The organism is Phenylobacterium sp., from assembly GCF_037189685.1.
Lineage (GTDB): Bacteria > Pseudomonadota > Alphaproteobacteria > Caulobacterales > Caulobacteraceae > Phenylobacterium.
On record NZ_JBBCIT010000008.1, the window covers coordinates 60590 to 84930 of the forward strand.

Annotated in this window: 25 protein-coding genes and 1 pseudogene; 22 read left to right on the forward strand and 4 right to left on the reverse strand. The window is 70.8% G+C overall.

Features of this window, described 5'->3' with window-relative positions:
* Positions 1-101 precede the first annotated feature (101 nt).
* Together WG212_RS05750 and WG212_RS05755 are read left to right on the forward strand one after the other, a co-directional pair.
* The gene (locus WG212_RS05750) at positions 102-749 is read left to right on the forward strand and encodes a glutathione S-transferase family protein (RefSeq protein WP_337186122.1); all 648 of its coding nucleotides are present in this window, start codon (positions 102-104) and stop codon (positions 747-749) included.
* Between the two features lie 49 nt (positions 750-798).
* Positions 799-1671 carry a hypothetical protein gene (locus WG212_RS05755; protein ID WP_337186123.1) on the forward strand — a complete coding sequence of 291 codons (873 nt, stop codon included), beginning with the start codon at positions 799-801 and terminating at the stop codon, positions 1669-1671.
* A gap of 6 nt (positions 1672-1677) precedes the next feature.
* On the opposite strand, the gene erpA is transcribed toward WG212_RS05755, so the two are convergent.
* Complete coding sequence (gene erpA / locus WG212_RS05760) at positions 1678-2019, reverse strand: iron-sulfur cluster insertion protein ErpA (RefSeq protein WP_337186124.1); 342 nt, start codon at positions 2017-2019, stop codon at positions 1678-1680.
* Positions 2020-2124: 105 nt separating this feature from the next.
* On the opposite strand from erpA, the gene WG212_RS05765 reads away from it, so the two are divergent.
* The 13 genes and pseudogenes from WG212_RS05765 to WG212_RS05825 all read left to right on the forward strand — a co-directional run bounded on the left by WG212_RS05765 (position 2125) and on the right by WG212_RS05825 (position 13968).
* Complete coding sequence (locus WG212_RS05765; RefSeq protein WP_337186125.1) at positions 2125-3303, forward strand: deoxyguanosinetriphosphate triphosphohydrolase; 1179 nt, start codon at positions 2125-2127, stop codon at positions 3301-3303.
* Positions 3304-3307: 4 nt separating this feature from the next.
* The gene (locus tag WG212_RS05770; RefSeq protein ID WP_337186126.1) at positions 3308-3532 is read left to right on the forward strand and encodes a hypothetical protein; all 225 of its coding nucleotides are present in this window, start codon (positions 3308-3310) and stop codon (positions 3530-3532) included.
* A 106-nt stretch (positions 3533-3638) separates the two neighbouring features.
* Positions 3639-4466, forward strand: a complete 828-nt coding sequence (locus WG212_RS05775; protein WP_337186127.1) for an SPOR domain-containing protein — start codon at positions 3639-3641, stop codon at positions 4464-4466.
* Positions 4463-5482 (forward strand): beta-N-acetylhexosaminidase, encoded by a 1020-nt coding sequence (gene nagZ / locus WG212_RS05780; RefSeq protein WP_337186128.1) that lies wholly within the window; start codon positions 4463-4465, stop codon positions 5480-5482. Before WG212_RS05775 ends, nagZ begins: the two co-directional genes overlap by 4 nt.
* Positions 5479-6288 carry a ScpA family protein gene (locus WG212_RS05785; RefSeq protein ID WP_337186129.1) on the forward strand — a complete coding sequence of 270 codons (810 nt, stop codon included), beginning with the start codon at positions 5479-5481 and terminating at the stop codon, positions 6286-6288. Before nagZ ends, WG212_RS05785 begins: the two co-directional genes overlap by 4 nt.
* 166 nt (positions 6289-6454) lie before the next feature.
* Complete coding sequence (gene scpB, locus WG212_RS05790; RefSeq protein ID WP_337186130.1) at positions 6455-7099, forward strand: SMC-Scp complex subunit ScpB; 645 nt, start codon at positions 6455-6457, stop codon at positions 7097-7099.
* Between the two features lie 116 nt (positions 7100-7215).
* On the forward strand, positions 7216-7419 hold the full coding sequence (locus WG212_RS05795; protein WP_337186131.1) for a twin-arginine translocase TatA/TatE family subunit: 204 nt from the start codon (positions 7216-7218) through the stop codon (positions 7417-7419).
* A gap of 70 nt (positions 7420-7489) precedes the next feature.
* Positions 7490-7714, forward strand: a pseudogene (gene tatB, locus WG212_RS05800) (Sec-independent protein translocase protein TatB); the annotation flags it as partial.
* Positions 7715-8157: 443 nt separating this feature from the next.
* The gene (gene tatC, locus WG212_RS05805; RefSeq protein ID WP_337186132.1) at positions 8158-9060 is read left to right on the forward strand and encodes a twin-arginine translocase subunit TatC; all 903 of its coding nucleotides are present in this window, start codon (positions 8158-8160) and stop codon (positions 9058-9060) included.
* Positions 9061-9264: 204 nt separating this feature from the next.
* On the forward strand, positions 9265-10593 hold the full coding sequence (gene serS / locus WG212_RS05810) for a serine--tRNA ligase (protein WP_337186133.1): 1329 nt from the start codon (positions 9265-9267) through the stop codon (positions 10591-10593).
* Complete coding sequence (gene surE, locus WG212_RS05815; protein WP_337186134.1) at positions 10593-11366, forward strand: 5'/3'-nucleotidase SurE; 774 nt, start codon at positions 10593-10595, stop codon at positions 11364-11366. Before serS ends, surE begins: the two co-directional genes overlap by 1 nt.
* A gap of 3 nt (positions 11367-11369) precedes the next feature.
* Positions 11370-12026, forward strand: coding sequence for a protein-L-isoaspartate(D-aspartate) O-methyltransferase (locus WG212_RS05820; RefSeq protein ID WP_337186135.1), 657 nt, complete (start codon positions 11370-11372; stop codon positions 12024-12026).
* A 97-nt stretch (positions 12027-12123) separates the two neighbouring features.
* Complete coding sequence (locus tag WG212_RS05825) at positions 12124-13968, forward strand: LysM peptidoglycan-binding domain-containing M23 family metallopeptidase (protein ID WP_337186136.1); 1845 nt, start codon at positions 12124-12126, stop codon at positions 13966-13968.
* Between the two features lie 9 nt (positions 13969-13977).
* On the opposite strand, the gene WG212_RS05830 is transcribed toward WG212_RS05825, so the two are convergent.
* Positions 13978-14817 (reverse strand): ATP-binding protein, encoded by an 840-nt coding sequence (locus WG212_RS05830; protein WP_337186137.1) that lies wholly within the window; start codon positions 14815-14817, stop codon positions 13978-13980.
* 132 nt (positions 14818-14949) lie between these two features.
* Between WG212_RS05830 and yajC the strand changes: the two genes are divergently transcribed.
* The 6 genes from yajC (at position 14950) to WG212_RS05860 (ending at position 19697) form a co-directional block, all read left to right on the forward strand.
* Positions 14950-15300: a preprotein translocase subunit YajC gene (gene yajC / locus WG212_RS05835; protein ID WP_337186138.1), complete on the forward strand. Its 351-nt coding sequence runs from the start codon at positions 14950-14952 to the stop codon at positions 15298-15300.
* A gap of 24 nt (positions 15301-15324) precedes the next feature.
* Positions 15325-16923 (forward strand): protein translocase subunit SecD, encoded by a 1599-nt coding sequence (secD, locus tag WG212_RS05840; RefSeq protein WP_337186139.1) that lies wholly within the window; start codon positions 15325-15327, stop codon positions 16921-16923.
* Positions 16924-16931: 8 nt separating this feature from the next.
* A complete protein-coding gene (secF, locus tag WG212_RS05845; protein WP_337186140.1) occupies positions 16932-17915 on the forward strand; it encodes a protein translocase subunit SecF in 984 nt (327 codons plus the stop codon).
* A gap of 4 nt (positions 17916-17919) precedes the next feature.
* Positions 17920-18279, forward strand: coding sequence for an Mth938-like domain-containing protein (locus WG212_RS05850; RefSeq protein ID WP_337186141.1), 360 nt, complete (start codon positions 17920-17922; stop codon positions 18277-18279).
* A 72-nt stretch (positions 18280-18351) separates the two neighbouring features.
* Entirely contained in the window at positions 18352-18960 is a 609-nt protein-coding gene (locus WG212_RS05855; RefSeq protein ID WP_337186142.1) for a urate hydroxylase PuuD, read from the forward strand.
* Positions 18961-19037: 77 nt separating this feature from the next.
* A complete protein-coding gene (locus tag WG212_RS05860; protein ID WP_337186143.1) occupies positions 19038-19697 on the forward strand; it encodes a squalene/phytoene synthase family protein in 660 nt (219 codons plus the stop codon).
* 12 nt (positions 19698-19709) lie between these two features.
* Here WG212_RS05860 and trmFO read toward each other — a convergent pair whose 3' ends face one another.
* Both trmFO and gyrA read right to left on the reverse strand, forming a co-directional pair.
* Positions 19710-21101, reverse strand: a complete 1392-nt coding sequence (gene trmFO / locus WG212_RS05865; protein ID WP_337186144.1) for a methylenetetrahydrofolate--tRNA-(uracil(54)-C(5))-methyltransferase (FADH(2)-oxidizing) TrmFO — start codon at positions 21099-21101, stop codon at positions 19710-19712.
* A gap of 24 nt (positions 21102-21125) precedes the next feature.
* The gene (gene gyrA, locus WG212_RS05870; RefSeq protein WP_337186145.1) at positions 21126-23831 is read right to left on the reverse strand and encodes a DNA gyrase subunit A; all 2706 of its coding nucleotides are present in this window, start codon (positions 23829-23831) and stop codon (positions 21126-21128) included.
* Positions 23832-24032: 201 nt separating this feature from the next.
* On the opposite strand from gyrA, the gene WG212_RS05875 reads away from it, so the two are divergent.
* Positions 24033-24305, forward strand: coding sequence for an usg protein (locus WG212_RS05875; protein WP_337186147.1), 273 nt, complete (start codon positions 24033-24035; stop codon positions 24303-24305).
* The last annotated feature ends 36 nt before the right edge of the window (positions 24306-24341 follow it).

Sequence of the window (24341 nt, forward strand, 5' to 3'; positions counted from 1 at the left end):
TTCGGCGGCGAACCTAGGGGCGTCCGCCGCGCGGCTCAACGCCCCCTGTCCGCCGTGTCGTGTCGGCGGCGCGCAAGGTGGCGCCTGCAAGGAACGACCCTATGACGCTCCGCTTCCACGGCCACCCGCTGTCGTCGTTCTGCTGGAAGGCCCTGACCGCGCTCTACGAGGATGGCGCCGAGTTCGAGTTCGTGCAGGTCGACCTGGCCGACCCGGAGTCGGCGGCCCGGTTCCGGCGGATATCGCCCCTGGGCATGATGCCGGCGCTGGAGGACGCCGAGGCGGGCCGGGTCGTCCTCGAAAGCAGCCTGGTGATCGAACACCTCGACCTCCGTCGCGGCGCGGCGCGTTTCCTGCCGGCCGACCCGGCGGCCGCGCAGGAGGTCCGCTTCTGGGACCGGTTCTACGATCTCTACGTCCAGGGGCCGATGCAGCGCATCGTGGCCGACCGGCTGCGCCCGGCCGCCGCGCGCGACCCGTTCGGCGTGGCGCGCGCCCGTGAACAGCTCCGGGCCGCCTACGCCCATGCGGAGGGCGTGATGGTCGGCCGGACCTGGGCGGCCGGCGAGGCGTTCACCCTGGCCGACTGCGCGGCCGCGCCGGCGCTGGTCTACGGCGAGAAGGTCGAACCCTTCACGCCGGCCCATCCGGCCCTGGCGGCCTATCTCGCGCGGCTGGAGGCGCGGCCCAGCTTCGCCCGCGTGCTGGCCGAGGCCGAACCCTACGCCCACATGTTCCCGACCGGTTGAGCCGACGCCCGGCTTGACCGCCGGCGCCCGGCGTGGGCCATTCGTATCCATGAGGATCTGGAAGTTCGTGGGCGCAGGAGGCTGGCTGGCGCTGGGGCTGAGCATGGCGGCGTACGCCCAGCCTGCGGCCGATGCCCGCCCGCAGACCGACCCAGGGCCATCGGCGTCCCCTGAGGCCGGATCCCCCGAGGCCCGCTCCCCCAAGGCCGGCTCCCCCAGGGCCGGCTCCCAAGAGGCCGGGCCCGCCGAGCCGGAAGCGGGGCCGCCGATCCTCCCGCTGGGAACGTCGCTGGGCGAGTCCTGCGCGCCCGAGAAGCTGTTCCGCGCCACCGTCCGCAACATCTCGCCGGGCCTGCCGGCCTCGGCCCGCGCCGCGCAGCCGCGGCAGATGTGGCGCCAGGGCCAGATCTATTTCCGCAGCGAGGAGCAGCCCGATCCCGTCCGGGGCGATCAGTCCGTCGCCATCGTGGCGGAGCCGGACATCTGGATGGTCAACCTGGCCACCCGGGAGGCGCGGCATACCGTGGACCCCGGCCCTGAGCTTGTCGTCCGCGCGCCGATCCTGCCGGTGGGCGCCGACATGCCGGCGACCTTCCGCGGCCTGGAGTTCGGCTGCGAGCCCGATTTCGTCGCCCGCCATGCACCCCAGCCCGAGCGGACCGTGCCGTGGGGCGCCGCGCAGGCCACGCTGCACACCGTCACCTCGGGCGAGCACAGCATCGCCTTCCTGATGGACCTGCGGCGCGAGCGGCCGCTGATGGTCAGCTATCAGCGGGGCGGGCGGCCGGTGATGGTGCTGCGCTACGACGACTACCGGCGGGGCCTGCCCGATCGCCCGGACCTGTTCGCGCCACCCAGGAATTTCAGGATCATACCGGCCGGAGAGGGGCCGCCGCCCCGGCCGTTGCCGGTCGATCCCTGAACGGGTTCAGATCGAGAAGCTGACGCCGCACCCGCAACTGGACTTGGCGTTCGGGTTGCGCACACGGAACTCGGCGCCGGCCAGTTCGTCCACGAAGTCGATCTCGGAGCCCTTCAGGAAGGCCAGGGACACCTCGTCCACCAGGGCCGCGGCGCCGTCGCGCTCGATGCGCAGGTCGTCGGGCGCGGCCTCCTCGACCAGGTCGAACTGGTACTGGAAGCCCGAACAGCCGCCGCCTTCCACCGCGACGCGCAGCATCACGGAGCGACCCTCGCGGGCGCCGATGGCCTGGAGCCGCCGGGCGGCGGCGGGGGAAAGGGTGACGCCGGAAGCGTTGTCTGGGCTCATGCTCAGTCTGGGCTCATGCTCACGGGTGCTTAGACGAATTGTGGGCCTGGACTATATGAGGGCCTTCCCGGCTTCGACCAAGAGGCCGCCAGACAGAACCGTTCGATGGCCGCCTTCAACCCCGCCCGCGTCGCCTACGCCGAGAGTCCCGCTGCGTCGCGTGGCCGCAAGGTTCCCGAGGACGCCAGCCGCACCCGAACCGACTTCGCCCGCGACCGGGACCGCATCATCCACTCCACAGCCTTCCGCCGGCTGAAGGAGAAGACCCAGGTCTTCGTGGCCCACGAGGGCGACCACTTCCGCACCCGGCTGACCCACAGCCTGGAGGTGGCCCAGATCGCCCGGTCGCTCGCGACCGCTCTGGGTCTCGACGCCGACCTGGCCGAGACGATCGCGCTCGCCCACGACCTGGGCCATCCGCCGTTCGGCCACGCCGGCGAGGACGAGCTGCAGGTGCAGATGCAGAGCTTCGGCGGCTTCGACCACAACGTGCAGACGTTCCGCGTGGTCACGAAGCTGGAGCGCCGCTATCCGCGCTTCGACGGCCTGAACCTCACCTGGGAGACCCTGGAGGGGGTGATCAAGCACAACGGCCCGGTGGTGGACCAGCTCGCCAAGCCGTCGTGGAGCGCCATCTCGGAGTTCGACGCCGAGTATGGCCTGCGCCTGGACACCTGGGCGTCGGCCGAGGCCCAGGTGGCGGCCCTGTCGGACGACATCGCCTACAACAACCATGACGTGGACGACGGCGTGCTGGCCGGGCTGTTCGGCCTGGACGAGCTGGCCGAGATTCCGCTCATCGGTCCCCATGTGAAGAGCACCTGGGCCGACTATCCTGGCTGCGAACCGGGCATCGTGCGGCTGGAGGCGGTGCGGCGCATGATCGGCGCGATGGTCGACGACGTGATGTCCGAGACGCGGCGGCGGGCCGAAGCGGGCCGGGTGGGCGCGCCGGAGGACGTCCGGATGCTGGGCCACGCGCTGGTCGCCTTCTCGCGCGACATGGTCGAGGACCTGGCCGCCCTGCGCCACTTCCTCATGGAGCGGATGTACCGCTACTGGAAGGTCAACCGCACCCGCAGCCAGGCGCGCCGCATTCTGGCCGAGATGTTCCAGCTCTTCATGGCCGAGCCGGACGTGCTGCCGGCCGAATGGTACGCCCGCGCCCAGGGACGGGACGAGGCCGGGCGGGCGCGGGTGGTGTGCGACTACATCGGCGGCATGACCGACCGCTTCGCCATCGAGGAGCATCGCAAGCTGTTCCATCTCGACATCTGGAGCTGACCGGATGGAGGCGCTGGTCGTCCGCGGCCCCATGTTCCACTCCCGGGGCGACGAAGAGGCGTTCTTCTGGTGGATGCAGCGCATCCGCGCCGTGCAGCGCGTGTCCAGCCGCGGCCACGATCTCCATATCCAGCTACGTCCGGGCGCGATCTCGGCGGACGAGCGCCGCGAGTTCCGCTCGATCTTCCATCGCTACGGGATGGACACCTCGGGCCTGGACGGGCTCTGAGGTCCGCCCACAGGTTTCCGCGCGGCGCCACACTGCGGCCCGCAGCGGGTTGGATAGACTGTGACCGAACGGGTGCGATTCGCGCCTCGATCCTTCGGAGCGGCCCATGTCCGACCCAGAGCGCGGCGCCTATGCGCCCCCCCATGCCGACGCGCCGCTGAGCTTCGACCCGCGCCAGCCCGAACGCGGCGCGCGGCCTCTGCCGCTGACCCTCGTGCTGAGCGTGCTGGTGCTGGCCGGTCTCGTGGCCGCGATCTTCTGGTTCTACCAGTCGGGCGTCCGGCAGGCGGGCGACGCGCCGCCGGTGGTCGGCGCGCCGGTAGCCGAGCTGAAGGCCCCCGCGCCGGCCGAAGCCCAGCCCCAGGACCCGGCGGCCGGCCTGCAGATCTACCAGTCCGACGCCACGGCGCCGCTCGAGACCCTGCCCGAGCCCAAGTTCACGCCACCGCCCGAACAGCCGCAGCCACGCCCGACGACCCCGGTGGTGGTGGCCCAGGCGCCGCCCGTGAAACCCGCCGGGCCGCCGCCCGCCGAGACCGCCCAGGCGCTGAAGCCGGCGATCCCCGCCGCACCGAAGGCGGCCCCCGCTCCGGCTGCGTCGACGCCGGTTCAGAAGGCTCCCGCGCCGCCGCCCGAGAAGGTCGCGGCGGCCGAGCCCAAGACGGCGCCCCAGCCCAAGGCGCAGGCCGTCGCCGGCGGGGCCGCCGTGCAGATCGGGGCGGTGTCCTCGACCGCGCTGGCCGACCGGGCCTGGAACGAGGCGGTGGCCGCGGCGCCGGGCCTCGCCGCCGGCAAGGGCAAGAGCGTGGAGAAGATCGAACGCGACGGCGCCACCCTCTATCGCACCGCCGTCACGGGCTTCGCCTCGCGAAGCGATGCGGCCGCCTTCTGCGACCGGCTCAAGGCGGCCGGAAAGAGCTGCTTCGTCCGGTGACCGTCGGCGCCTGCATCCTCGGCTGTTCGGGGACCGTCCTGACAGGGGACGAGCGGGCGTTCTTCGCCGAGGCGCGGCCCTGGGGGTTCATCCTCTTCGCCCGGAACATCGGCGCGCCCGACCAGGTGCGGGCGCTGACCGGCGCCCTGCGCGACGCGGTGGCGCGGGCCGACGCGCCGATCCTGGTCGACCAGGAGGGCGGTCGGGTCCAGCGCCTGGGACCGCCGCACTGGCGCCGCTACCCGGCCGCCGGGGACTTTCCCCGGCTCCGCGACCTGGCCGCGGCGCGCGACCTCGTGCGGCTGGGCGCGCGGCTCATGGCCCACGACCTCGCCGCCGTCGGCGTCGACGTGAACTGCCTGCCCGTGCTCGACACGCCGGGGGCCGGCGCCCACGGGGTGATCGGCGACCGCGCCTACGCCGAGGATCCCGACGTGGTCGCGGTCCTCGGCCGGGCGGCCGCCGAGGGCCTAATCGCGGGGGGCGTCCTGCCGGTGGTCAAGCACATCCCGGGACACGGGCGCGCCCGGGCGGACAGCCATGAGGTCCTGCCGGTGGTCGAGGCCTCGCTCGACGAACTGTCGGCGCGCGACTTCGTCCCGTTCCGCGCGCTGTCGGACATGCCGATGGGGATGACGGCCCATGTCCGGTTCGCCGCGCTGGACCGCCGGCGGCCGGCGACGCTGTCTCGCCGCACGATCCGTGGGGCCGTCCGCGGCGCCATCGGCTTCGAGGGCCTGCTGATCAGCGACGACATCGGCATGAAGGCCCTGTCGGGGCCTCTGGAAGAGCGGGCCCGGGCGGCCCGCGCCGCGGGCTGCGACGTCGTCCTGCACGGGGCCGGCGACCTGGCGGGCATGCGGGAGGTGGCCGCGGGCGCGGGCCGCCTTCGCGGCGCCTCGGCGCGCCGGGCGCGGGCGGCGCTGGCGCGGCGGCCGCGCGTGCCGGAACCGTTCGACGCGCCGGAATCGCGGGCTCGCTTCGACGCCGCGTTCGGGGGAAGGTTCGCGGCATGAGCGGCCCGTTCCAGCCCACGCTCGACTTCCACGCCGCGGCGACGGCCGCCGAGGACGGCGAGGCGCTGATCGTCGACATCGACGGCTACGAAGGCCCGCTGCACGTCCTCCTGGCCCTGGCGCGCACCCAGAAGGTCGACCTGCTCAAGCTGTCGGTGCTGAAGCTCGCCGAGCAGTATCTGGCGTTCGTGCAGGAGGCGCGCCGGCGCCGCTTCTCGCTGGCGGCCGACTACCTCGTGATGGCCGCCTGGCTGGCCTATCTGAAGTCGCGCCTGCTGCTGCCCAAGCCCGAGCGTCCCAAGGCCGAGGAGCCGGCGGCCGAGGAGATCGCCCAGCGACTGGCGTTCCGCCTGGCCAAGCTGGAGGCCATGCGCACGGCGTCGGAACGGCTGGCCGGGCTGCCCCTGCTGGGCCGCGACGTCTTCGGCCGCGGCGATCCCGAGGCGATCCGGATCGTCCCGTCGGGACGCCTCGAAGGCGACCTCTACGGGTTGATGAGCGCCTATATCGCCCAGCGCCAGAAGGAGGCCCAGCGCAGCTACAAGCCCAAGCCGCCGGCCGCCTATCCGCTGGAGGACGCCCGCGACCGCCTGCGCCGCCTGCTGCCCGACCTGGATCGCTGGACGCCCCTGGCCGGCGTCGCGCCGATGGGAACGCCCACGGCGGGGCCGACCCGCGCCAGCTATGTGGCCTCGACGCTCTCGGCCAGCCTGGAGCTGGTGAAGGAGGGGGCGATGGAGGCCCGCCAGCTCGAAGCCTTCGCCGACATCTACCTGCGCGCCCGGAAGGGGGCGGAGGCGGCATGAGATTTCCTGTGTCACTACGGTGGGGGCGTCAGCGCCCTTTGGGACACGAAGACCACGAAGGAGGCCGCGTATCCCGAGGCTTCCTGGAGATCTTCGTGGTTTTCGTGGTCTTCGTGTTTGAAGGACTGCGCCTGCGGCGCGCTTGCCCGGCGTGGAGAGCCTGGCCATGACCGATCTCCGCGAGACCGCCCGCGAGATCGAGGCGCTGCTGTTCGCGGCCGCCGGGCCGCTGACCGAGGGCGACCTGGCGCGGCGCCTGCCCGAGGGGGCGGACATCGCCGGCGCGCTGGCCGACCTCGCCGGCCGGTACGAGGGGCGCGGCGTCGTGCTGGCCCAGGTCGCCGGCGGCTGGCGATTCCAGACTGCCCAGGACCTCGCCTGGCTGATGACCGAGGAGCGGGACGAGCCGCGCCGGCTTTCCCGGGCGGCGCAGGAGACGCTGGCCATCATCGCCTACCACCAGCCGGTCACCCGCGCGGAGATCGAGGCGGTGCGGGGGGTGCAGGCCAGCCGCGGCACGCTGGACGTCCTCCTGGAGCTCGGCCTGGTGCGGATGCGCGGGCGGCGGCGCACGCCGGGCCGCCCCGTCACCTTCGGCACCACCGACGCCTTCCTGGAGCACTACGGCCTGGCCGGCCTCGCCGACCTGCCGGGAATGGCCGAGATGAAGGCCGCCGGCCTCCTGGCCCTGGACCTGCCGCCGGACTTCGCGGCGCCCAATCCCGATGCGCCGGCGCCGGACGAGGACCCCCTGGAGCCGGATGCGCCGGAGTTCCACGTGGACTTCCTCGCCGAGGACGATCCGCGCTGATCGCGCAAGCGTGCGGCGACGGGGCGTTGGCTTGGCCGGCCCGTCGCGACTATATAGGCGATTGAATGGGCGCGCGGCGCAGGGGCCGCAGGTTTCGCCCAGGGAGAGTTCCGCGCATGGGCGCACTCAGCATCTGGCACATCCTTCTCGTGGTGGTCGTCTTCGCCGTCCTCTTCGGCGGCCGGGGGAAGATTTCCAGCCTGATGGGCGACACGGCCAAGGGCATCCGCGCCTTCCGCGACGGCCTGAAGAACGAAGATCCCCCGGAAGAGGCCAAGAAGAGCCTGCCCCAGGACGAGAAGGACAGCGCGCGCGGCTGAGGCTGCGCCGGTCACGGCTTTTCGCGCCGGCCGCCTTGATGGGGCCGGCGCTTCTCATTAGGCGTCCCTGATGCTCCCGGAAATCGGCGGTCTCGAGTGGCTGGTGATCGCGGTCGTCGCGCTCGTCGTGATCGGCCCCAAGGACCTGCCCGTGATGATGCGCAGGCTCGGCCAGTTCACCGCCAAGCTGCGGGGGATGGCGGCCGAGTTCCGCTCCAGCTTCGATGAAATGGCGCGGCAGTCCGAACTGGACGACCTGCGCAAGGAGGTCGAAGCCATGCGTCGCGGCCAGTTCGGCGCCATCGGCGATGTGGGCGGCGAGATGCGGTCCGCCGTGAGCGAGATCGAATCCAGCCTGGGCGACGTGGGCGTGCAGCTCAATCCGCCGGCGAGCTACGCGTACGACGCCCCGCAGCCGCCGCTGGAGATCTCGGAGGCTCCGGCCGGGGCGCCCGAGCCCGCGAAGACGCCGTCCACGCGCCGCAAGCCTGCGGCCGCTGCGAAGGCGTCGCCCAAGTCTCCCAAAGCGGCCAAGTCTTCCAAGTCGGCCAAGTCGCCCAGGACGGTGAAGCGAGCGACGCCCGCAGCGGCGGCCTCCAAGCCCGCGGCCCGCAAGGCCTCCACCGCCAAGGCCTCAGCCCGCAAGACGGCCGGCAAGACCTCCGGAACCGTGGACGGGGCTTCGGAAGCGGCGTCAAGGCCGCGCCGCCGGTCGGCCGGGATCGTCGAGGGCGGAGCGTGAGCGACTACGACCGCGACGAAGCCGAGATCGAGGCGTCCCGCGCGCCGCTGCTGGATCACCTGATCGAGCTGCGGAAGCGCCTGATCGTCTGCGTGGCGGCGGTGGTCGCCGGATTCGCACTGTGCTTCGCCTTCGCCGACCCGATCTATCAGTTCCTGCTGCACCCCTTCAAAATGGCGGCCCAGATCTACGCCGCCTCGAAGGAAGGCCACGGGGGCGGGGCGGGGCCGTTCGACCTGCTCTTCGTCCTGACGGGGATCAAGGAGGCGCCGGCCGCCGATGGCGACCTGCGGCTCATGTTCACAGCGCCCCTGGAGTTTTTCTTCACCAAGCTGAAGCTGGCCGGCTTCGGGGCGGTGGTGCTGACGTTCCCGATCCTGGCGTGGCAGGTCTACGCCTTCGTGGCGCCCGGCCTCTACAAGCGCGAGCGGCGGGCCTTCCTGCCGTTCCTCTTCGCAGCGCCGCTGCTGTTCCTGCTGGGCGCGGCCCTGGTCTACTTCATCATCCTGCCGTTCGTGCTGTGGTTCTCGCTCAGCCAGCAGATCATGGGCGCGGGCGTGGCGGTGGAACTGCTGCCGAAGGTGTCGGACTACCTGACCCTGGTGACGACGCTGCTGCTGGCCTTCGGCCTCTGTTTCCAGCTTCCGGTCGTGCTGACCCTGCTGGGGCTGGCCGGCATCGTGAACTCGCAGATGCTGATGAAGGGCTGGCGCTACGCCGTCTTCGGCGTGGTGGTCGTCGCCGCCATCGTCACGCCGCCCGATCCGATCAGCCAACTGCTGCTGGCGACTCCCATCGTCGGGCTCTACTTCGTCTCCATCGGCTGCGTGAAGCTCATCGAGCTGCGCCGCAGGAAGGCCGACGAAGCGCCCGGCACGGAGCTTACCTCCCTCCCTTAATGGGGAGGGTGGCGACCCCGGACTTGGTCCGGGGGAGACGGGTGGGGGAGTGGCGATCCTGCTCGACCTCTCAATTCCAGACCCTGTTGCCCCACCCTGGCCGCTTATGCGGCCTGTCCCTCCCCATTAAGGGAGGGAGGAGGGCTTGGCCCGCCTTCCGACGCGCTCTAGAGAAACCGCTTCCCACCTCCCTCAGCGGCGCCCATGCACGATATCCGAGCCATTCGCGAAACCCCTGAGCTTTACGAGAAAGCCTGGGCGGCGAAGGGCTCGTCCGGCCGCGTGGCCGCGATCCTGGACCTGGACGCCCGCCTGCGCGCCGCCCAGACCGCCGGCCAGCAGGCGCAGGCCGAGCGCAACGACGCCTCGAAGAAGATCGGCCAGGCCAAGGCGCGGAAGGACGAAGCCGAAGCGCAGCGCCTCATGGCCCAGGTCGAGGCGCTGAAGGGCGCGCTGGCCGAGCATGCCGAGACCGAGCGGGCCGTCGGCGAGCAGCTCCGGGCGATCGTCTCGGCGCTTCCGAACCTGCCGGCGCCGGACGTGCCGCCGGGCGCCGACGAGACCGACAACGTCCAGGTGCGGCGCTGGGGCGAACCCTTCGCCATCGCCGCGCCGAAGGACCACGCGACCCTGGGCGAGGCGTCTCGCCTGATGGACTTCGAGGCGGCGGCCCGCATGAGCGGCGCCCGCTTCGTGGTCCTGAAGGGTGAACTGGCGCGGCTTGAACGGGCCGTCGGGCAGTTCATGCTGGACATGCAGACCCGCGATCACGGCTATCTCGAAGTGGCGCCGCCGCTCCTGGTGCGCAGCGAGACGATGTTCGGCACCGGCCAGCTCCCCAAGTTCACGGACGACCAGTTCGCGGCCTTCCCGGGACTGGAGACCGCGCGCGCGGTCGCCGACCCGAGCGAGGCGCCCGAGCTGCGCTGGCTGATCCCCACCGCCGAGGTGTCGCTGACCAACCTCGTGCGCGAGCAGATCACGCCCGAGGAGGAGCTGCCGGTGCGGCTCGCGGCGCTGACCCACTGCTTCCGGGCCGAAGCCGGCGCCTCGGGCCGCGACACCCGCGGCATGATCCGCCAGCACCAATTCCAGAAGGTCGAGATGGTCTCGATCACCACCCCCGAGCAGTCGGACGACGAGCACGAGCGGATGGTGGGGTGCGCCGAAGCGGTGCTGAAGCGCCTGGAGCTGCCGTTCCGCACCATGTTGCTGTGCGCCGGCGACATGGGCTTCTCGGCCCGCAAGACCTACGACCTGGAGGTCTGGCTCCCCTCCGAGGGCCGCTACCGCGAGATCAGCTCGTGCTCGAACTGCGGCGACTTCCAGGCCCGGCGCATGGACGCGCGGACCAAGAAGGCCGGCGAGAAGGGGACGCGGTTCGTCCATACGCTCAACGGCTCGGGCCTGGCCGTGGGCCGCACGCTGGTGGCGATCATGGAGAACTACCAGGACGAGGGCGGCCGCATCGCGGTTCCGCAGGCCCTGCACCCCTACATGCCCGGCGTGACGCACATCGGGGGACGGGGGTGATGCGCATCCTGGTCACCAACGACGACGGCATCAACGCCGAGGGCCTGGACGCGCTGGAACGCATCGCGCGGGCGTTGTCCGACGACGTCTGGATCGTGGCGCCCGAGTACGAACAGTCGGGCGCCAGCCGGGCCCTGACGCTCGACGAGCCCATCCGCATCCGCAAACTCTCGGAGCGCAAATTCTCGACCACCGGCACGCCGACGGACTGCGTGATGCTGGGAGTGCATGAGCTGGTCCAGGGGGCGCGGCCCGATCTGGTCCTGTCGGGCGTGAACCGGGGCGCGAACCTGGCCGAGGACGTGACCATGTCGGGCACGGTCGCGGGCGCCATCGAGGGCATGGCGCTGGGCATCCCGGCCATCGCGCTCTCCCAGATGGGCTTCTACGAGCCCGGCGCCTCGTACGAGGCTGCCGAGGCGTTCGGGCCCGGGATCGTCAAGCGGCTGGTCGAGCTGGGCTGGCCGGGTGACGTGGTGCTGAACATCAACTTCCCGAACCGGCCGGTCGAGGAGATCCACGAGGTCGAGGTGACGCGGCAGGGCTTCCGGGACGTCCACGTCCGCCACGCCGAGAAGCGCACCGACTTGCGGGGCAAGGAGTACTACTGGGTCGGCTTCCGCCAGGAGCGCTCCAGCCCGCCGGAAGGCACCGACCTGAGGGCGTTGTACGATGGCAAGATCTCGGTCACGCCCCTGCACATCGACCTCACCCACAACGCGACCCTGCGCGACCTGAAGGGGCAGCTCGGCGGCGTGCCGCCGAAGGTCTGACGCATGGCCGAGCCGATCGACCCGCCCGAGACCCAGATGGCGCGCCTCGTCCTGGCGCTGCGTTCCCAGGGGGTGACCGAGCCCAAGGTGCTGACGGCCATCGAGACCACGCCGCGGCCCCTGTTCACGCAGGAGCTGTTCCGCGACCGGGCTTTCGAGGATTCGGCCCTGCCCATCGCCTGCGGCCAGACCATCAGCCAGCCCTTCGTCGTGGGCCTGATGACCCAGGCGCTGAAGATCGACCGGCGCGACCGGGTGCTGGAGATCGGCACCGGCAGCGGCTACCAGACGGCCATCCTCTCCAAGCTGGCGCGGCTGGTCTATACGGTGGAGCGCTACCGCACGCTGATGCGCGAGGCCGAGGCGCGGTTCCGCGAGCTGGCGCTGACCAACATCATCACCCGCTTCGGCGACGGCGGCGAAGGGTGGCCCGAACAGGCCCCGTTCGACCGCATTATGGTCACAGCCGCGGCGCCTGATGAGCCCACGGCGCTGCTCGCCCAGCTCAAGCCGGCCGGAATCCTCGTGGCGCCGATCGGCCGCGGACCGGTGCAGGTGCTGCGGCGGTACGTGGGCGACGGGCAGGGGGGCTTTGCGGTGGAGGATCTGATCGACGTCCGCTTCGTCCCGCTGCTGGACGGCGTGGCCAAGGAACTCTGACCTTTTCGTGTTCGGTGGGCGGGTTGGCGGGGGCGCCGGCTCGCCGCCATCATCCGGCAGCCCCCGACTGATTCTGATAACGACCCCCGGAGCGGCGATGACTCTTCCCCTCGAACGCACGGCCCTGATCCTCCTGGCGGGTACGGCGCTGACCGCCTGCGCCAGCCCCAGCTATCCGATCCACACGCCGCTCGTTCAGGTCCCGCCTCATCCTGCGGTCGCGCCGCCTGCCGGGCTTGCCCAGGCTCCCGGCGAATCTCCAGGCGCCTCGCCCACGGTTCCCACGGCCACCACGCCGGTCCAGGCGGCGGAGCTCGCGCCGCTGGCGCCCGCCGCGGCCCGTCCGGTCGCCCCGCACCGGGCTGGGGCGCCGCGCGCCGAACCTCCAGTCCTGGCCCTGGCGCCGACCGGCCAGGACGTCGCCGCCCGCGCGCAGGGCCGGGGCGGACCGGCGACCTACACCGTGCGCAGCGGCGATACGCTGGCGGGCATCGCCCAGCGGCTGGGGACCGACGTCCAGGCCCTGGCGCGGGCCAACGGCCTCAGCTCGCCCTATCGCATCCGACCGGGCCAGGTGCTCAGGAATCCCAACGCCGCGTCGCCGGCCGCCCGCGCCCGTCCGGCCGAGCGCCCGGCCCAGGCTCCGACCCCTGGCGCCGGCGAGAGCTACCGCGTCCAACCGGGCGACACCCTGTTCGGCCTGGCCGTGCGCTTCGGCGTCACGGTCGACGCCATCCGCGCCGCCAATGGCATGTCGGACGGCGCCCAGCTCATGGCCGGGCGCACGCTGCGCATCCCGGGCCAGGGCGCGTCCGCGCCCGCGCCGGCGCCCGACGAGGACGCTGAGCTGGCCGAACGGCTGGCGTCCCGCACCCAGGTCGCGCCCGAACCGCCGCCGGCAGGCCCGTCGCGCCCGCCGCCCGCCGCCACCGACGCCGAGCGGACCACGACCACGCGCCTCGTCACCGGCCGCGTGGTTGACGTCCAGGTCCCTGGCGAAGCCTACAAGGTGAAGGCTGGCGACAACCTGGACCGCATCGCCCGGCGTCTCGACAGCACGGTCGCCGAGCTGGCGCGCATCAACAAGCTGAAGGCGCCCTACACCCTGCAACCGGGCCAGACGATTCGGGGGCCGGGCAGCACCGCCAAGGCCTATGTGACGGTGCGTGGCGACACGGTCGCGGACGTGGCGCGTCGATTCGGCGTCACCGAGGCCCAGCTTCGCTCGGCCAACGGCCTGCGCCGCGGCGCAGGCCTGGCCGTCGGACGCCGCCTCACGCTGCCGGCAGGCTACCGCGACCGCGGCCCGATCACCACGACCGTGCGGGCGCCCGCGCCCGCGCCGACTCCCGCGCCGGGACGCCCCACGACGACGCCGACCTCCGAAACCCCGCCGCCCGTGGCGCAGCCTTCGCGTCCACCGCCGCGCCCACCGACGTCAGGCCTGCCTGACCGTCCGCAGCCGTACCAGACGCCGCCGGGCGGCGTGGCGGGCGCGCCGACGCCCACGCCGCCGCCTTCCGACGTCCAGATCGCCGAGATGGGCCGCGGCCTGTTCATCTGGCCGCTGAGGGGCGCGATCATCTCGAACTTCGGCGGGCGGGGTCAGGGGCCGCGCAACGACGGCCTGAACATCCGCGCCGGGGCGGGCGAGCCGGTCCGCGCGGCGGCCGACGGCGACGTGGTCTATGCCGGCGACCAGGTGCCGGGCTTCGGCAACCTCGTCCTGGTCAAGCACGACGACGGCTGGGTCACGGCCTATGGCCACCTGGGCCGGGTGGATGTCCGGATGCAGCAGAAGGTGACCCAGGGCCAGCAGATCGGCCAGGCCGGCGCCACGGGCGGGGTGTCCGAGCCCCAGCTCCACTTCGAGATCCGGTACGCGCCCAATCCGCAGGAACGCGCGCGTCCGATCGACCCGAACCTGGTCCTGCCGCGCTGAGCGGCCGCGTCAGAGGGGCAGGGCCTTGCCCTGCTCGCCGGCCAGGTCGCGGATGAACTGCCAGGCCACGCGGCCCGAGCGCGAGCCGCGGAGCTGCGCCCATTGCAGGGCGCGACGCTCCATGTCCGGCGTGCTCAGGCCGAACCGCTCGGCATAGGCTGCGACCGCGGCGAGATAGGTCGGCTGGTCCATCGGCGGGAAGCCGATCCAGAGGCCGAACCGGTCCGAGACGCTGACTTCTTCCTCGGCGTCTTCGTTCGCCGCCAGCATCCCGCGGTCTTCCTGGTGGCCGCGGGGCATCAGGTGGCGGCGGTTGGAGGTCGCCACGAACATGACATTGGCCGGCGGCCCCGAGACGCCGCCCTCCAGCGCCGACTTCAGCGCCTTGGCCGCCGCCGCGCCTTCCTCGAACGACAGGTCGTCGCAGAGCACCACGAAGTGTTCGGCCCGCGCGCGCAGGACATCGAACAGGGCCGGCAGCGCCGTCACCTGGTCCCGGTCCACCTCCACGAGCTTCAGGTCGGTCCGCTCGGCTGCGACCGCCATGAAGGCGGCCTTGGCCAACGAACTCTTGCCCGTCCCGCGGACGCCCCACAGCAGGGCGTGGTTGCTGGGCACGCCGCGGGCGAAACGATCCAGGTTCTCGACGAACCGGGCCTTCTGCCGGTCCACGCCCACGAGGCTCTCGAGGCTCAGCGGATAATCGGGGGCCGGGTGAAACGCGCCGGTGGCCGGATCGTGCCGGAACAGGCGCGCCGCGTCGAACGCGGGCGGCGCGGGAAGCGGGGGCGCCAGGCGTTCCAGCGCCTCGGCGATGCGGGCCAGCAAGGGGGCGGTGTCGCTCTGCATGGCGTGGCGCCTATCACACGGTCCCGTTCCATTGCAAAAGCAGGGCGCTGAGCATAGCTTCCGCCGACTTTGGCGGGCGCCCATATGCGGGAGCGCCCGCGGCCCACAGACGGCGAAATTCTCGGAGAGACGATGTTCGCGACCCCTGCCTACGCCCAAGCCGCCGGAGCCGCCGCCCCGGGGGGCATGGAGGCGATGCTGATCAACTTCCTGCCGCTGATCGCGCTGGTCGTCCTGTTCTATTTCCTGATGATCCGGCCACAGCAGCGGCGGATGAAGCAGCACCGCTCGATGCTCGAGGCGCTGAAGCGCGGCGACCAGGTGGTGCTGTCCTCGGGCATGCTGGGCAAGGTGGTGCGGGTCGAGGACACCGAAGTCGGCGTCGAAGTCGCCTCGGGCGTGACCGTCAAGGTGGTGAAGTCGATGATTGCCGATGTCCGCGCCAAGGGCGAACCCGCGCCCGCCAACGATTCCAAGGCCTGAGACCCTTAAGGGACCCCCCTTCCGATGCTGACCCTTTCGCGCTGGAAGGTCATTCTCGTCGTCCTGTCGGTGGTGTTCGGCGTGCTCTTCGCACTGCCCAACGCCCTGCCGCAGTCGGTGCGGGACAGCCTTCCCGGCTTCATGCCGAAGAACACGCTGAACCTCGGGCTGGACCTGCAGGGCGGCTCGTACCTCCTGCTCGAGGTGGACACCGAGGCGCTGCGCGTCGAGCGGCTCGCCAACATGGCCGAGGACGTGCGCACGACGCTGCGCGGCGAGGACATCGCGTTCTCGGAACTGGCGGTGGTGGATGGCGGCATCAACCTGCGGATCAACGACGCGGGCCAGGTGACGCCGGCGCTCACGCTCCTCCGGAACAACATCGGCAACGCGCTGATGGGCGTCATGGGCGGCCGCGACGTCACCGTCAGCAACCGCGGCAACCAGCGCCTGCGCATCGAGTTCGTACCGGAGGCCTTCTCGGCCGAGGCCGCCAAGGCGGTCGAGCAGTCCATCGAGATCATCCGCCGGCGGATCGACGAACTGGGCACCCGCGAGCCGACGATCGTCCGCCAGGGCGTCAACCGCGTCGTGGTGGCGGCCCCCGGCGAGAGCGATCCCGAGCGCCTGAAGGCCATCCTCGGCCGCACCGCCAAGCTGACCTTCCATATGGTGGACGAGACGGCCGACGTCGCCGCGGCGATGGCCGGCCGGGTGCCGCCGGGCCGCCTGCTGCTGCCCAGCGACGATGGCGGGATGCTGGTGGTCGAGCGCCGATCGCTGATCACCGGCGAGATGCTGACGGACGCCCAGTCGGGCTTCAACCAGCAGACCGGCCAGGCGGTCGTGAACTTCCGCTTCAATTCCACCGGCGCGCGTCGCTTCGGACAGGTCACCACCCAGAACGTCGGCAAGCGCTTCGCCATCGTGCTGGACGACCGCATCATGTCGGCGCCCAACATCAACGAGCCGATCACCGGCGGCTCGGGGCAGATCAGCGGCAGCTTCACGCCGCAGACCGCGAACGACCTGGCCGTGGTGCTTCGCGCCGGCGCCCTGCCGACCCGCCTGAACGTCGAGGAGCAGCGGACCGTCGGCGCCGAACTGGGGGCCGACGCCATCGCCGCCGGCCAGGTCTCGGCGGTCGGTTCGTTCGTCCTGGTGCTGGCCTTCATGGTGCTGGCCTACGGCTTCCTCTTCGGGGGGGTGGCGATCATCTCGCTGCTGGTGAACGGCCTGCTGATCGTCGCCGCCATGTCGTTGACCCAGGCGACGCTGACCCTTCCGGGGATCGCCGGCCTGATCCTGACGCTGGCGGTCGCCGTCGACGCCAACGTGCTGATCTATGAGCGCATGCGTGACGAGATCCGCGCGGGACGAACCATCATAACGGCCATGGACGCGGGCTTCGCGCGCGCCATGCTGACGATCCTCGACGCCAACATCACCAATCTGGGCGCCGCGCTCATCATGTTCGGCCTGGGCGCCGGGCCGGTGAAGGGCTTCGCCTGGACCCTCTCCATCGGCGTGTTCACGTCGGTCTTCACGGCCGTGCTGATCACCCAGGTGCTGCTCGCGGTCTGGCTGAAGGTCGCGCGGCCCAAGACCCTTCCGATCGTGTGAGTCCGCCCATGAGCAAGTCCCGTTCGAGCTGGTGGCCGTTCATCAAGCTGCTGCCGGTCCAGACCAACTTCCGGTTCATGCGCTACGCCAAGCTGGCGCTGGGGTTGTCCGTGCTCGTGAGCCTGGCTTCGCTCGCCGTCACCGTCCTGCCGCTGAAGCCGCCGTGCGGCGGACTGAACTGCGGTGTCGACTTCCGGGGCGGCACGGTCCTGGAACTGAAGACGGTCCAGCCCGCCGATATCGGACAGATCCGCTCGACCCTGTCGGACATGCGCCTGGGCGACGTCCAGGTGCAGGCGTTCGGCAGTCCGAACGACGTCCTGGTTCGCTTCGAGAGCCCCGAGGGGCAGGATGCGAACGCCGTCTCCGAGGGGGTCAAGGCCGCGCTCACCCGCGAACTGGGCCCGGTCAACTTCGTGCGGACCGAGGTGGTCGGCCCCAAGGTGTCGGGCGAGCTGCTGACCAACGGCGTCCTGGCGCTGCTGCTCGGCATCGGCCTGATGGCGGTGTACATCTGGTTCCGCTTCGGCCTGACGTTCGGCCTGGGCGCCATGGCGGCGCTGTTCCACGACGTGATCCTGACGTTCGGCCTGTTCGCCGTGACCGGGATGGAGTTCTCGCTGAACGCCGTGGCGGCGATCCTGACCATCATCGGCTACTCGGTGAACGACACGATCGTGGTTCTCGACCGCGTTCGGGAGAACCTGCGCAAGTACAAGCGCATGTCGCTGGCCGACGTCATCGACCTTTCGATCAACCAGACCCTGTCGCGGACGATCATCACCGGCGTGACGGGGGTCATGGCCCTGGGCGTGCTGGCGGCCTTCGGCGGCGACACCCTGTTCGGATTCTCGATCTCGATGATCTTCGGCATCATCGTGGGCACCTACTCGTCGTTCTACATCGCCGCTTCGGTGGTTCTCCTTCTCGGCGTCAAGCGCGGCGAGGAGGTCGAGGCCGAGGCCGCCAAGCCCCTCGACGCGCGGCCCTGACGCGGTGGCCCGCGACGCCCCGGTCATCGAGGCCTATGGCGGCGGGGGATTCCGGCTGTCGGGCGCGCGGCACGAGGGGTCGGTGCTGATCCTCCGGGACGAGCCGCGGAGCTGGCCCGTCGGGGCGTTGTCGGACCTGACGATGGCGGACTTCGAGCCGGTCCTGGCGGCCGGCGCGTCGGAGGTGGAGTTCGTCCTGCTTGGCGTGGGCGCGCGCAACGCCCTGCCGCCCCGGGGCGTGCGCGAGGGTCTCCAGGCGGCCGGTATCGGCCTGGAATTCATGGATACCCCCGCTGCGGCCCGGCTCTACAATCTGCTGACGTCGGAAGGCCGGCGCCTGGCGGCCGCGCTGATCGCTGTCTGAGCGTCAGCTTCCGAAGGGCCGCGAATGGCCCTATACCTCCACGCCAGGGCAGGGATTCACGAGGGCAAGTTGATGGCAGGACTACTTTCCAACTTCCGCAACACGATGATCGTCAGCTTCGTGCTGGCGCTGGTCATCGTCGGCGGCTACGCGGCGCACAGCGGCGGCGGCGCGGATCAGATCTTCTGGACGGCGGTGGCGCGCTGGCTCCACACCTTCTTCGGCATCCTCTGGATCGGGCTGCTGTATTATTTCAACTTCGTCCAGATCCGGAAGATGCCCGAGATCCCGGCCGAGCTGAAGCCGGCGGTCTCCAAGTACATCGCGCCCGAGGCGCTGTTCTGGTTCCGCTACGCCGCCCTGGCCACCTGGGTCATGGGCGTGATCCTGGCGTATCTGCGCGGCTATCTGTTCGACGCCTTCAGCCTGGGCGCGCTGAGCGGCTTCGCCAACCCGCAGATCACCCTGATCGGCCTGGGCATGTGGCTGGCCACGATCATGTTCTTCAACGTCTGGGCGTTCATCTGGCCGGCGCAGAAGATCGCGCTGGGCATCGTGGACGGCGACGCCGACGCCAAGGCTGCCGCAGGCCGCAAGGCGATGATCTTCTCGCGCATCAACACGCTGCTGTCGGTGCCGATGCTGGTCACCATGACCATGAGTCAGACGATCTTCGGCTAGGCCCGGACGATCCATCGGGAAGGCCCGCCCTCGTGGCGGGCCTTTTTCGTTTCGCGCTCCACTTTCGTTTCGGGATCATGAGCGACGACCTCGACGACCTGATCCGCCGTACGGACCCCGACCGCTGGCTCTCCAGCCGGTTCGTGGCCGATGTCGGCCTGCGGGCCGATGCGGTCGCGATCTACGCCTACGATCACGAACTGGCCCGTGCGCCGCGCGTGGCCTCGAACCCGCTGCTGGGCGAGATTCGCCTGACGTGGTGGCGCGAGGCGCTGGACGAGATCTACGAGGGACGTCATGTCCGTCATCATCCGACCGCCCAGGCGCTGGCGGCCGTGGTGGCGCGCCACGGCCTGCCGCGGACGCCGCTGGAGACGATGATCGACGGCCGCTATCGCGAACTGGACGCCACGCCCATGACGGCGACCGAGGCTCTGGACTGGGCGCGGCAGACCGCGGGGCGGGCGGCCGAGGCGGTGGCGCATATCCTCGACCCCCGCGGACCGTCGGATGCGGCGGTGGACGCCGGCGCCGTCTGGGCGATCGGACGACGTGACCCGAATCTAGCCCCGAATCCGACGGCGGGCCTTGCCGCCGGCGCAAGGGCCGGGGCGCGCCGGCTGGGGATGCGCGCGTTCCCGGCCGTGGCCCACGCCGCCCTGGCCCTGCATCCGGCGCGCACCGAACTGGGCAAGCGCCTGCGGGTGACCTGGGCCGTCGCCCGCGGTCGAATCTGAGCTGCGCGGAGCCTAGGCGGGTTCGGCCGCCCTGGCGCCTTCGCGCCAGGCGGCGAGGTCGGCCAGGGCGCGCTCGCCCATCATCCGCTTCTTCGCTCGCGTCTTCTCCTTGGCGCCCAGGCGGCGTCCCTCGGCGTCGCGTTTCGGCGGCGCCATCGGGGGCAGGAGCCCGTAGTTGATATTCATGGGCTGGAACGATCTCGCGCCGCCTTCCACGTGACCGCCGGTGATGTGGCCGATCAGGCCGCCCAGGGCCGTGGTCGCTGGCGGCGGGTCGATGGGGCGGCCCAGGCGCTCGGCCGCGGCGAACCGCCCGGCCAGAAGGCCCACGGCGGCGCTCTCCACATAGCCCTCGACGCCGGTCACCTGGCCCGCGAACCGCAAGCGCGGCTGGGCCTTCAGCCGCAGCGAACGGTCCAGCAGGCGCGGGCTGTTGATGAAGGTGTTGCGGTGCAGCCCGCCCAGCCGCGCGAAGACCGCCTTCTCCAGCCCGGGGATGGTGCGGAAGATCTCGGTCTGGGCGCCATGCTTCAGCTTGGTCTGGAAGCCCACCATGTTCCATAGCGTGCCCAGCGCGTTGTCCTGCCGGAGCTGGACCACCGCATGGGGCTTGTCCCCGGGCCTGTGGGCGTTGGTGAGGCCGACCGGCTTCATGGGGCCGTGACGCAGGGTCTCGCGCCCGCGCTCGGCCATCACCTCGATGGGCAGGCAGCCGTCGAAATAGCCGGCCGTCTCGCCCTCGTGGAAGGCGGCCGTGTCGGCGGCCAGCACGGCGTCGATGAAGGCTTCGTACTGCGCGCGGTCCAGCGGGCAGTTGATATAGGCGGTGCGTTCCGCCTCGGTCTCGCCCTTGTCGTAGCGGCTCTGCCGCCAGGCCACGCCCATGTCGATGCTCTCGGCATAGACGATGGGGGCGATGGCGTCGAAGAAGGCCAGGCTCTCGGCCCCGGTGGCGGCACGGATGCTCTCGGCCAGGGCGCCCGAGGTCAGCGGGCCGGTGGCGACGATCCAGTGGCCGGATGAGGGAAGCTCGGCAACCTCTTCTTCCGACACGGAAATCAGCGGATGGGCGCGCAGCGCTGCGGTCACCTCCGCCGCGAAGGGATCGCGGTCCACCGCCAGCGCGCCGCCGGCGGGCAGCCTATGCGCCCGCGCGCTGCGCATGATCAGCCCCCCGGCCGCCTCCATCTCCCAATGCAGCAGCCCCACCGCGTTGCGTTCGTGGTCGTCGGAACGGAAGGAGTTGGAGCAGACCATCTCGGCCAGCATCCCGGTGCGGTGGGCGAAGGTGCCCACCCGCGGGCGCATCTCGTGGATCACCACCGGCACGCCCATGGCGGCCGCCTGCCAGGCGGCCTCGGAGCCCGCCATGCCGCCGCCGACGATGTGAAGAACCTCTGCCATCCCGCTCACGGCTATAGGAAAAACCTACTCGCCCTGTTCCGCCACCCGGGCCACCGAGACCACCTGCTCCTCGCCGCCGGTGTTCAGCACCTTCACCCCGCCCGCCGAGCGCGAGCCGAAGCGGATCTGGTCCACCGGCACCCGGATCGACTGGCCGGAGGAGGTGGCAAGCATGATCTCGTCGGTCATCTCGACGGGGAAGGAGGCGACCAGCGAGCCGCCCCGCAGCGCCGCGTCGGTGGCGCGCACCCCCATCCCGCCGCGGCCGCGCACCGGATAATCGTGGCTGGAGGACAGCTTGCCCAGCCCCCCCGCGGTGATGGTCAGGATCAGATCCTCGGCCGCCGACATGGTGGCATAGCGCTCGGGGGAGAGCTGGCCCGCGGCCACGGCCTCTTCCTCCTCGTCGGCCTCCTCCTCGGTCACCCCCGCCATCAGCCGGCGCTGGCGCAGATAGGCCTCGCGCTCCTCGGGCGTGGCCTCGAAATGGCGGATGATCGACATCGAGACCACGCGGTCGCCCTCGGCCAGCCGGATGCCGCGCACGCCGGTCGAGCCGCGCGACTTGAACACCCGGATCTCGGTGGTGGAGAAGCGGATCGCGCGCCCGCCGGCGGTCACCAGCATCACGTCGTCGTTCTCGTCGGCGATGGCGGCGTTCACCAGGCTGACGCCCTCGGGCAGCTTCATGGCGATCTTGCCGTTCCTCAGCACGTTGGTGAAGTCCGACAGGTCGTTCTGCCGCACGTCGCCGTCCGAGGTGGCGAAGACGATCTGCAGGCTGGCCCATTCCGCCTCGGGCACGTCCACCGGCATCAGCGCGGCGATCGAGACCCCGGCCTGGATCGGCAGGATGTTGACGATGGCCTTGCCGCGCGCGGTGCGCCCCGCCAGCGGCAGGCGCCAGGTCTTGAGCTTGTAGACCATGCCATCGGTTGTGAAGAACAAGAGCCAAGTATGCGTGTTTGCGACGAAAAGCGTCGTCACCACATCGTCTTGCTTGGTCGCCATCGAGGCCAGGCCCTTGCCGCCGCGGTTCTGGCTGCGGAACTCGGCCAGCGGCGTGCGCTTGATGTAGCCGCCCGAGGTGATGGTGACCACCATGTCCTCGCGCTCGATCAGATCCTCGTCCTCCATGTCGCCGCCCCATTCGGCGATCTCGGTGCGGCGGGGGACGGCGAACTGGGTCTTCACCTCGGTCAGCTCGTCCGAGATGATGGCCATGATCCGCTCGCGGCTGGCAAGAATGGCCAGGAAGTCCTTGATCCTGCCGGCCAATTCGGCCAGCTCGTCGGTGACCTCCTTCACCCCCAGCGCGGTCAGCCGTTGCAGGCGCAGGTCCAGAATGGCGCGGGCCTGCGCCTCGGAGAGGTTGTAGGTGCCGTCCTCGTTGACCGTATGGGTGGGGTCGTCGATCAGGCGGATGTAGTCGGCGATCTCGGCCGCCGGCCAGCGGCGGGTCATCAGGTGCTCGCGCGCCTCGGCGGCATCGGCCGAGGCGCGGATGGTGCGCACCACCTCGTCCACGTTCGAGACCGCGACCGCGAGGCCGCAGAGGATATGGCTGCGCTCGCGCGCCTTGCGCAGTTCATGCGCGGTGCGCCGCGCCACAACTTCCTCGCGGAAGGCAATGAAATGGCTGAGGAAATCGCGCAAGGCCAGTTGTTCGGGCCGCCCGCCGTTCAGCGCCAGCATGTTGCAGCCGAAGGAGACCTGCATGGTGGTGAAACGGTAAAGCTGGTTCAGCACCACGTCGGGCGTGGCGTCGCGCTTCAACTCCACCACCACGCGGATGCCGGTGCGGTCGCTTTCGTCGGCGACGTGCGAGATGCCCTCGATCCGCTTGTCGCGCGCCGCCTCGGCGATGCGCTCGATCATCGTGGCCTTGTTCACCTGATAGGGGATTTCGTCCACCACGATGGCGAAGCGGTCCTTGCGGATCTCCTCGACATGGGTCTTGGCCCGGATGATGACCGAGCCGCGCCCCTCCAAATACGCCTTGCGCACGCCCGAGCGGCCCAGGATCATCGCGCCGGTGGGGAAGTCGGGGGCGGGGATGATCTCCATCAGCGCCTCGGTGCTGATGTCGGGGTTGGCGATCATCGCCAGGGTGCCGTCGATCACCTCGCCCAGGTTGTGCGGCGGGATGCGGGTGGCCATGCCCACCGCGATGCCCTCGGCGCCGTTGACCAGCATGTTGGGAAAGCGCGCGGGCAGGACGGTGGGCTCGCGCTCCTTGCCGTCATAGTTGGGCTGGAAATCGACGGTGTCCTTGTCGATGTCGTCCAGGAGCGCGCGGGCCACCTTTTCCAGCCGCGCCTCGGTATAGCGCATGGCCGCCGGCGGGTCGCCGTCCATCGAGCCGAAGTTGCCCTGGCCCTCGATCAGCGGCAGCGACATGGAGAACCACTGCGCCATCCGCACCAGCGCGTCGTAGATCGCCCCGTCGCCGTGGGGGTGATAGTTCGCCATCACCTCGCCCACCGGCTTGGCCGACTTGCGGAACGACTTGTCGTGCGTGTAGCCCTGATCGCCCATGTGGAAGAGGATGCGCCGGTGCACGGGCTTCAGCCCGTCGCGCAGGTCGGGAATGGCGCGGGAGACGATCACGCTCATCGCGTAGTCGAGATAGGCGGTGCGCATCTCGCCGGCGATGTCCACCTGGGGGCCCGGGTGGGGCATCCGCGGGGATTCGTCCTTGTTGTCGGTATCTTCCGGGGCGTCGCTCATCTGCGATATCAAGTCCTGCGCGGGCGCTGTATCTGGGGTCGCCCCCTTATAGACCACGCAAGGTATGGGGGCAATGCCGGGCGGCGGCGCGCGTTGTCAGCCATTGCCGGTGAGTGACAACATATTGTTTTCGTTGAAACTTAACCCGTTTGTCGCTGTTATGTCGTCAGGGGGACTGCAAAGGAGGTGTCGATGTCCCGACTGGAAGACCGCAGCGAGACCGAACTGATGCTGAAAGGCTATGGCCTGACCACGGCCGAGCTGCTCTATCGGATGCCGGATTATCGTAACGTTCTCAATAGCTTCGTCTGGCAGGAGTACGATCTGGCCCCGGATTATCCCGAGTTGTTCCGCTTCATCGAGTTCTGGCAGGAGAACATCGAGGGTCCGCTGCATTCGGTGCGCTTCACCCATCGCAAGCTGATCGCGCCGGGGGAATGGCGCCATGTGACGGGGGAGTTCCGGCTGCATTGAAGGTGTGGGGGGGCGGCGTGGGGGGGGGGGGGGGGG

Excerpts from the sequence above, each read along its gene's own strand:
- WG212_RS05855 (WP_337186142.1), top strand. The coding sequence starts at position 18,352 with ATGGCAGGACTACTTTCCAACTTCCGCAACACGATGATCGTCAGCTTC.
- WG212_RS05785 (WP_337186129.1), top strand. The coding sequence starts at position 5,479 with ATGAGCGGCCCGTTCCAGCCCACGCTCGACTTCCACGCCGCGGCGACG.
- secD (WP_337186139.1), top strand. The coding sequence starts at position 15,325 with ATGCTGACCCTTTCGCGCTGGAAGGTCATTCTCGTCGTCCTGTCGGTG.
- WG212_RS05795 (WP_337186131.1), top strand. The coding sequence starts at position 7,216 with ATGGGCGCACTCAGCATCTGGCACATCCTTCTCGTGGTGGTCGTCTTC.
- WG212_RS05830 (WP_337186137.1), bottom strand. The coding sequence starts at position 14,817 with ATGCAGAGCGACACCGCCCCCTTGCTGGCCCGCATCGCCGAGGCGCTG.
- WG212_RS05755 (WP_337186123.1), top strand. The coding sequence starts at position 799 with ATGAGGATCTGGAAGTTCGTGGGCGCAGGAGGCTGGCTGGCGCTGGGG.
- WG212_RS05770 (WP_337186126.1), top strand. The coding sequence starts at position 3,308 with ATGGAGGCGCTGGTCGTCCGCGGCCCCATGTTCCACTCCCGGGGCGAC.
- scpB (WP_337186130.1), top strand. The coding sequence starts at position 6,455 with ATGACCGATCTCCGCGAGACCGCCCGCGAGATCGAGGCGCTGCTGTTC.
- WG212_RS05820 (WP_337186135.1), top strand. The coding sequence starts at position 11,370 with ATGGCCGAGCCGATCGACCCGCCCGAGACCCAGATGGCGCGCCTCGTC.
- trmFO (WP_337186144.1), bottom strand. The coding sequence starts at position 21,101 with ATGGCAGAGGTTCTTCACATCGTCGGCGGCGGCATGGCGGGCTCCGAG.
- WG212_RS05860 (WP_337186143.1), top strand. The coding sequence starts at position 19,038 with ATGAGCGACGACCTCGACGACCTGATCCGCCGTACGGACCCCGACCGC.
- serS (WP_337186133.1), top strand. The coding sequence starts at position 9,265 with ATGCACGATATCCGAGCCATTCGCGAAACCCCTGAGCTTTACGAGAAA.
- WG212_RS05765 (WP_337186125.1), top strand. The coding sequence starts at position 2,125 with ATGGCCGCCTTCAACCCCGCCCGCGTCGCCTACGCCGAGAGTCCCGCT.
- erpA (WP_337186124.1), bottom strand. The coding sequence starts at position 2,019 with ATGAGCCCAGACAACGCTTCCGGCGTCACCCTTTCCCCCGCCGCCGCC.
- WG212_RS05825 (WP_337186136.1), top strand. The coding sequence starts at position 12,124 with ATGACTCTTCCCCTCGAACGCACGGCCCTGATCCTCCTGGCGGGTACG.
- surE (WP_337186134.1), top strand. The coding sequence starts at position 10,593 with ATGCGCATCCTGGTCACCAACGACGACGGCATCAACGCCGAGGGCCTG.
- yajC (WP_337186138.1), top strand. The coding sequence starts at position 14,950 with ATGTTCGCGACCCCTGCCTACGCCCAAGCCGCCGGAGCCGCCGCCCCG.
- gyrA (WP_337186145.1), bottom strand. The coding sequence starts at position 23,831 with ATGAGCGACGCCCCGGAAGATACCGACAACAAGGACGAATCCCCGCGG.
- secF (WP_337186140.1), top strand. The coding sequence starts at position 16,932 with ATGAGCAAGTCCCGTTCGAGCTGGTGGCCGTTCATCAAGCTGCTGCCG.
- WG212_RS05750 (WP_337186122.1), top strand. The coding sequence starts at position 102 with ATGACGCTCCGCTTCCACGGCCACCCGCTGTCGTCGTTCTGCTGGAAG.
- WG212_RS05775 (WP_337186127.1), top strand. The coding sequence starts at position 3,639 with ATGTCCGACCCAGAGCGCGGCGCCTATGCGCCCCCCCATGCCGACGCG.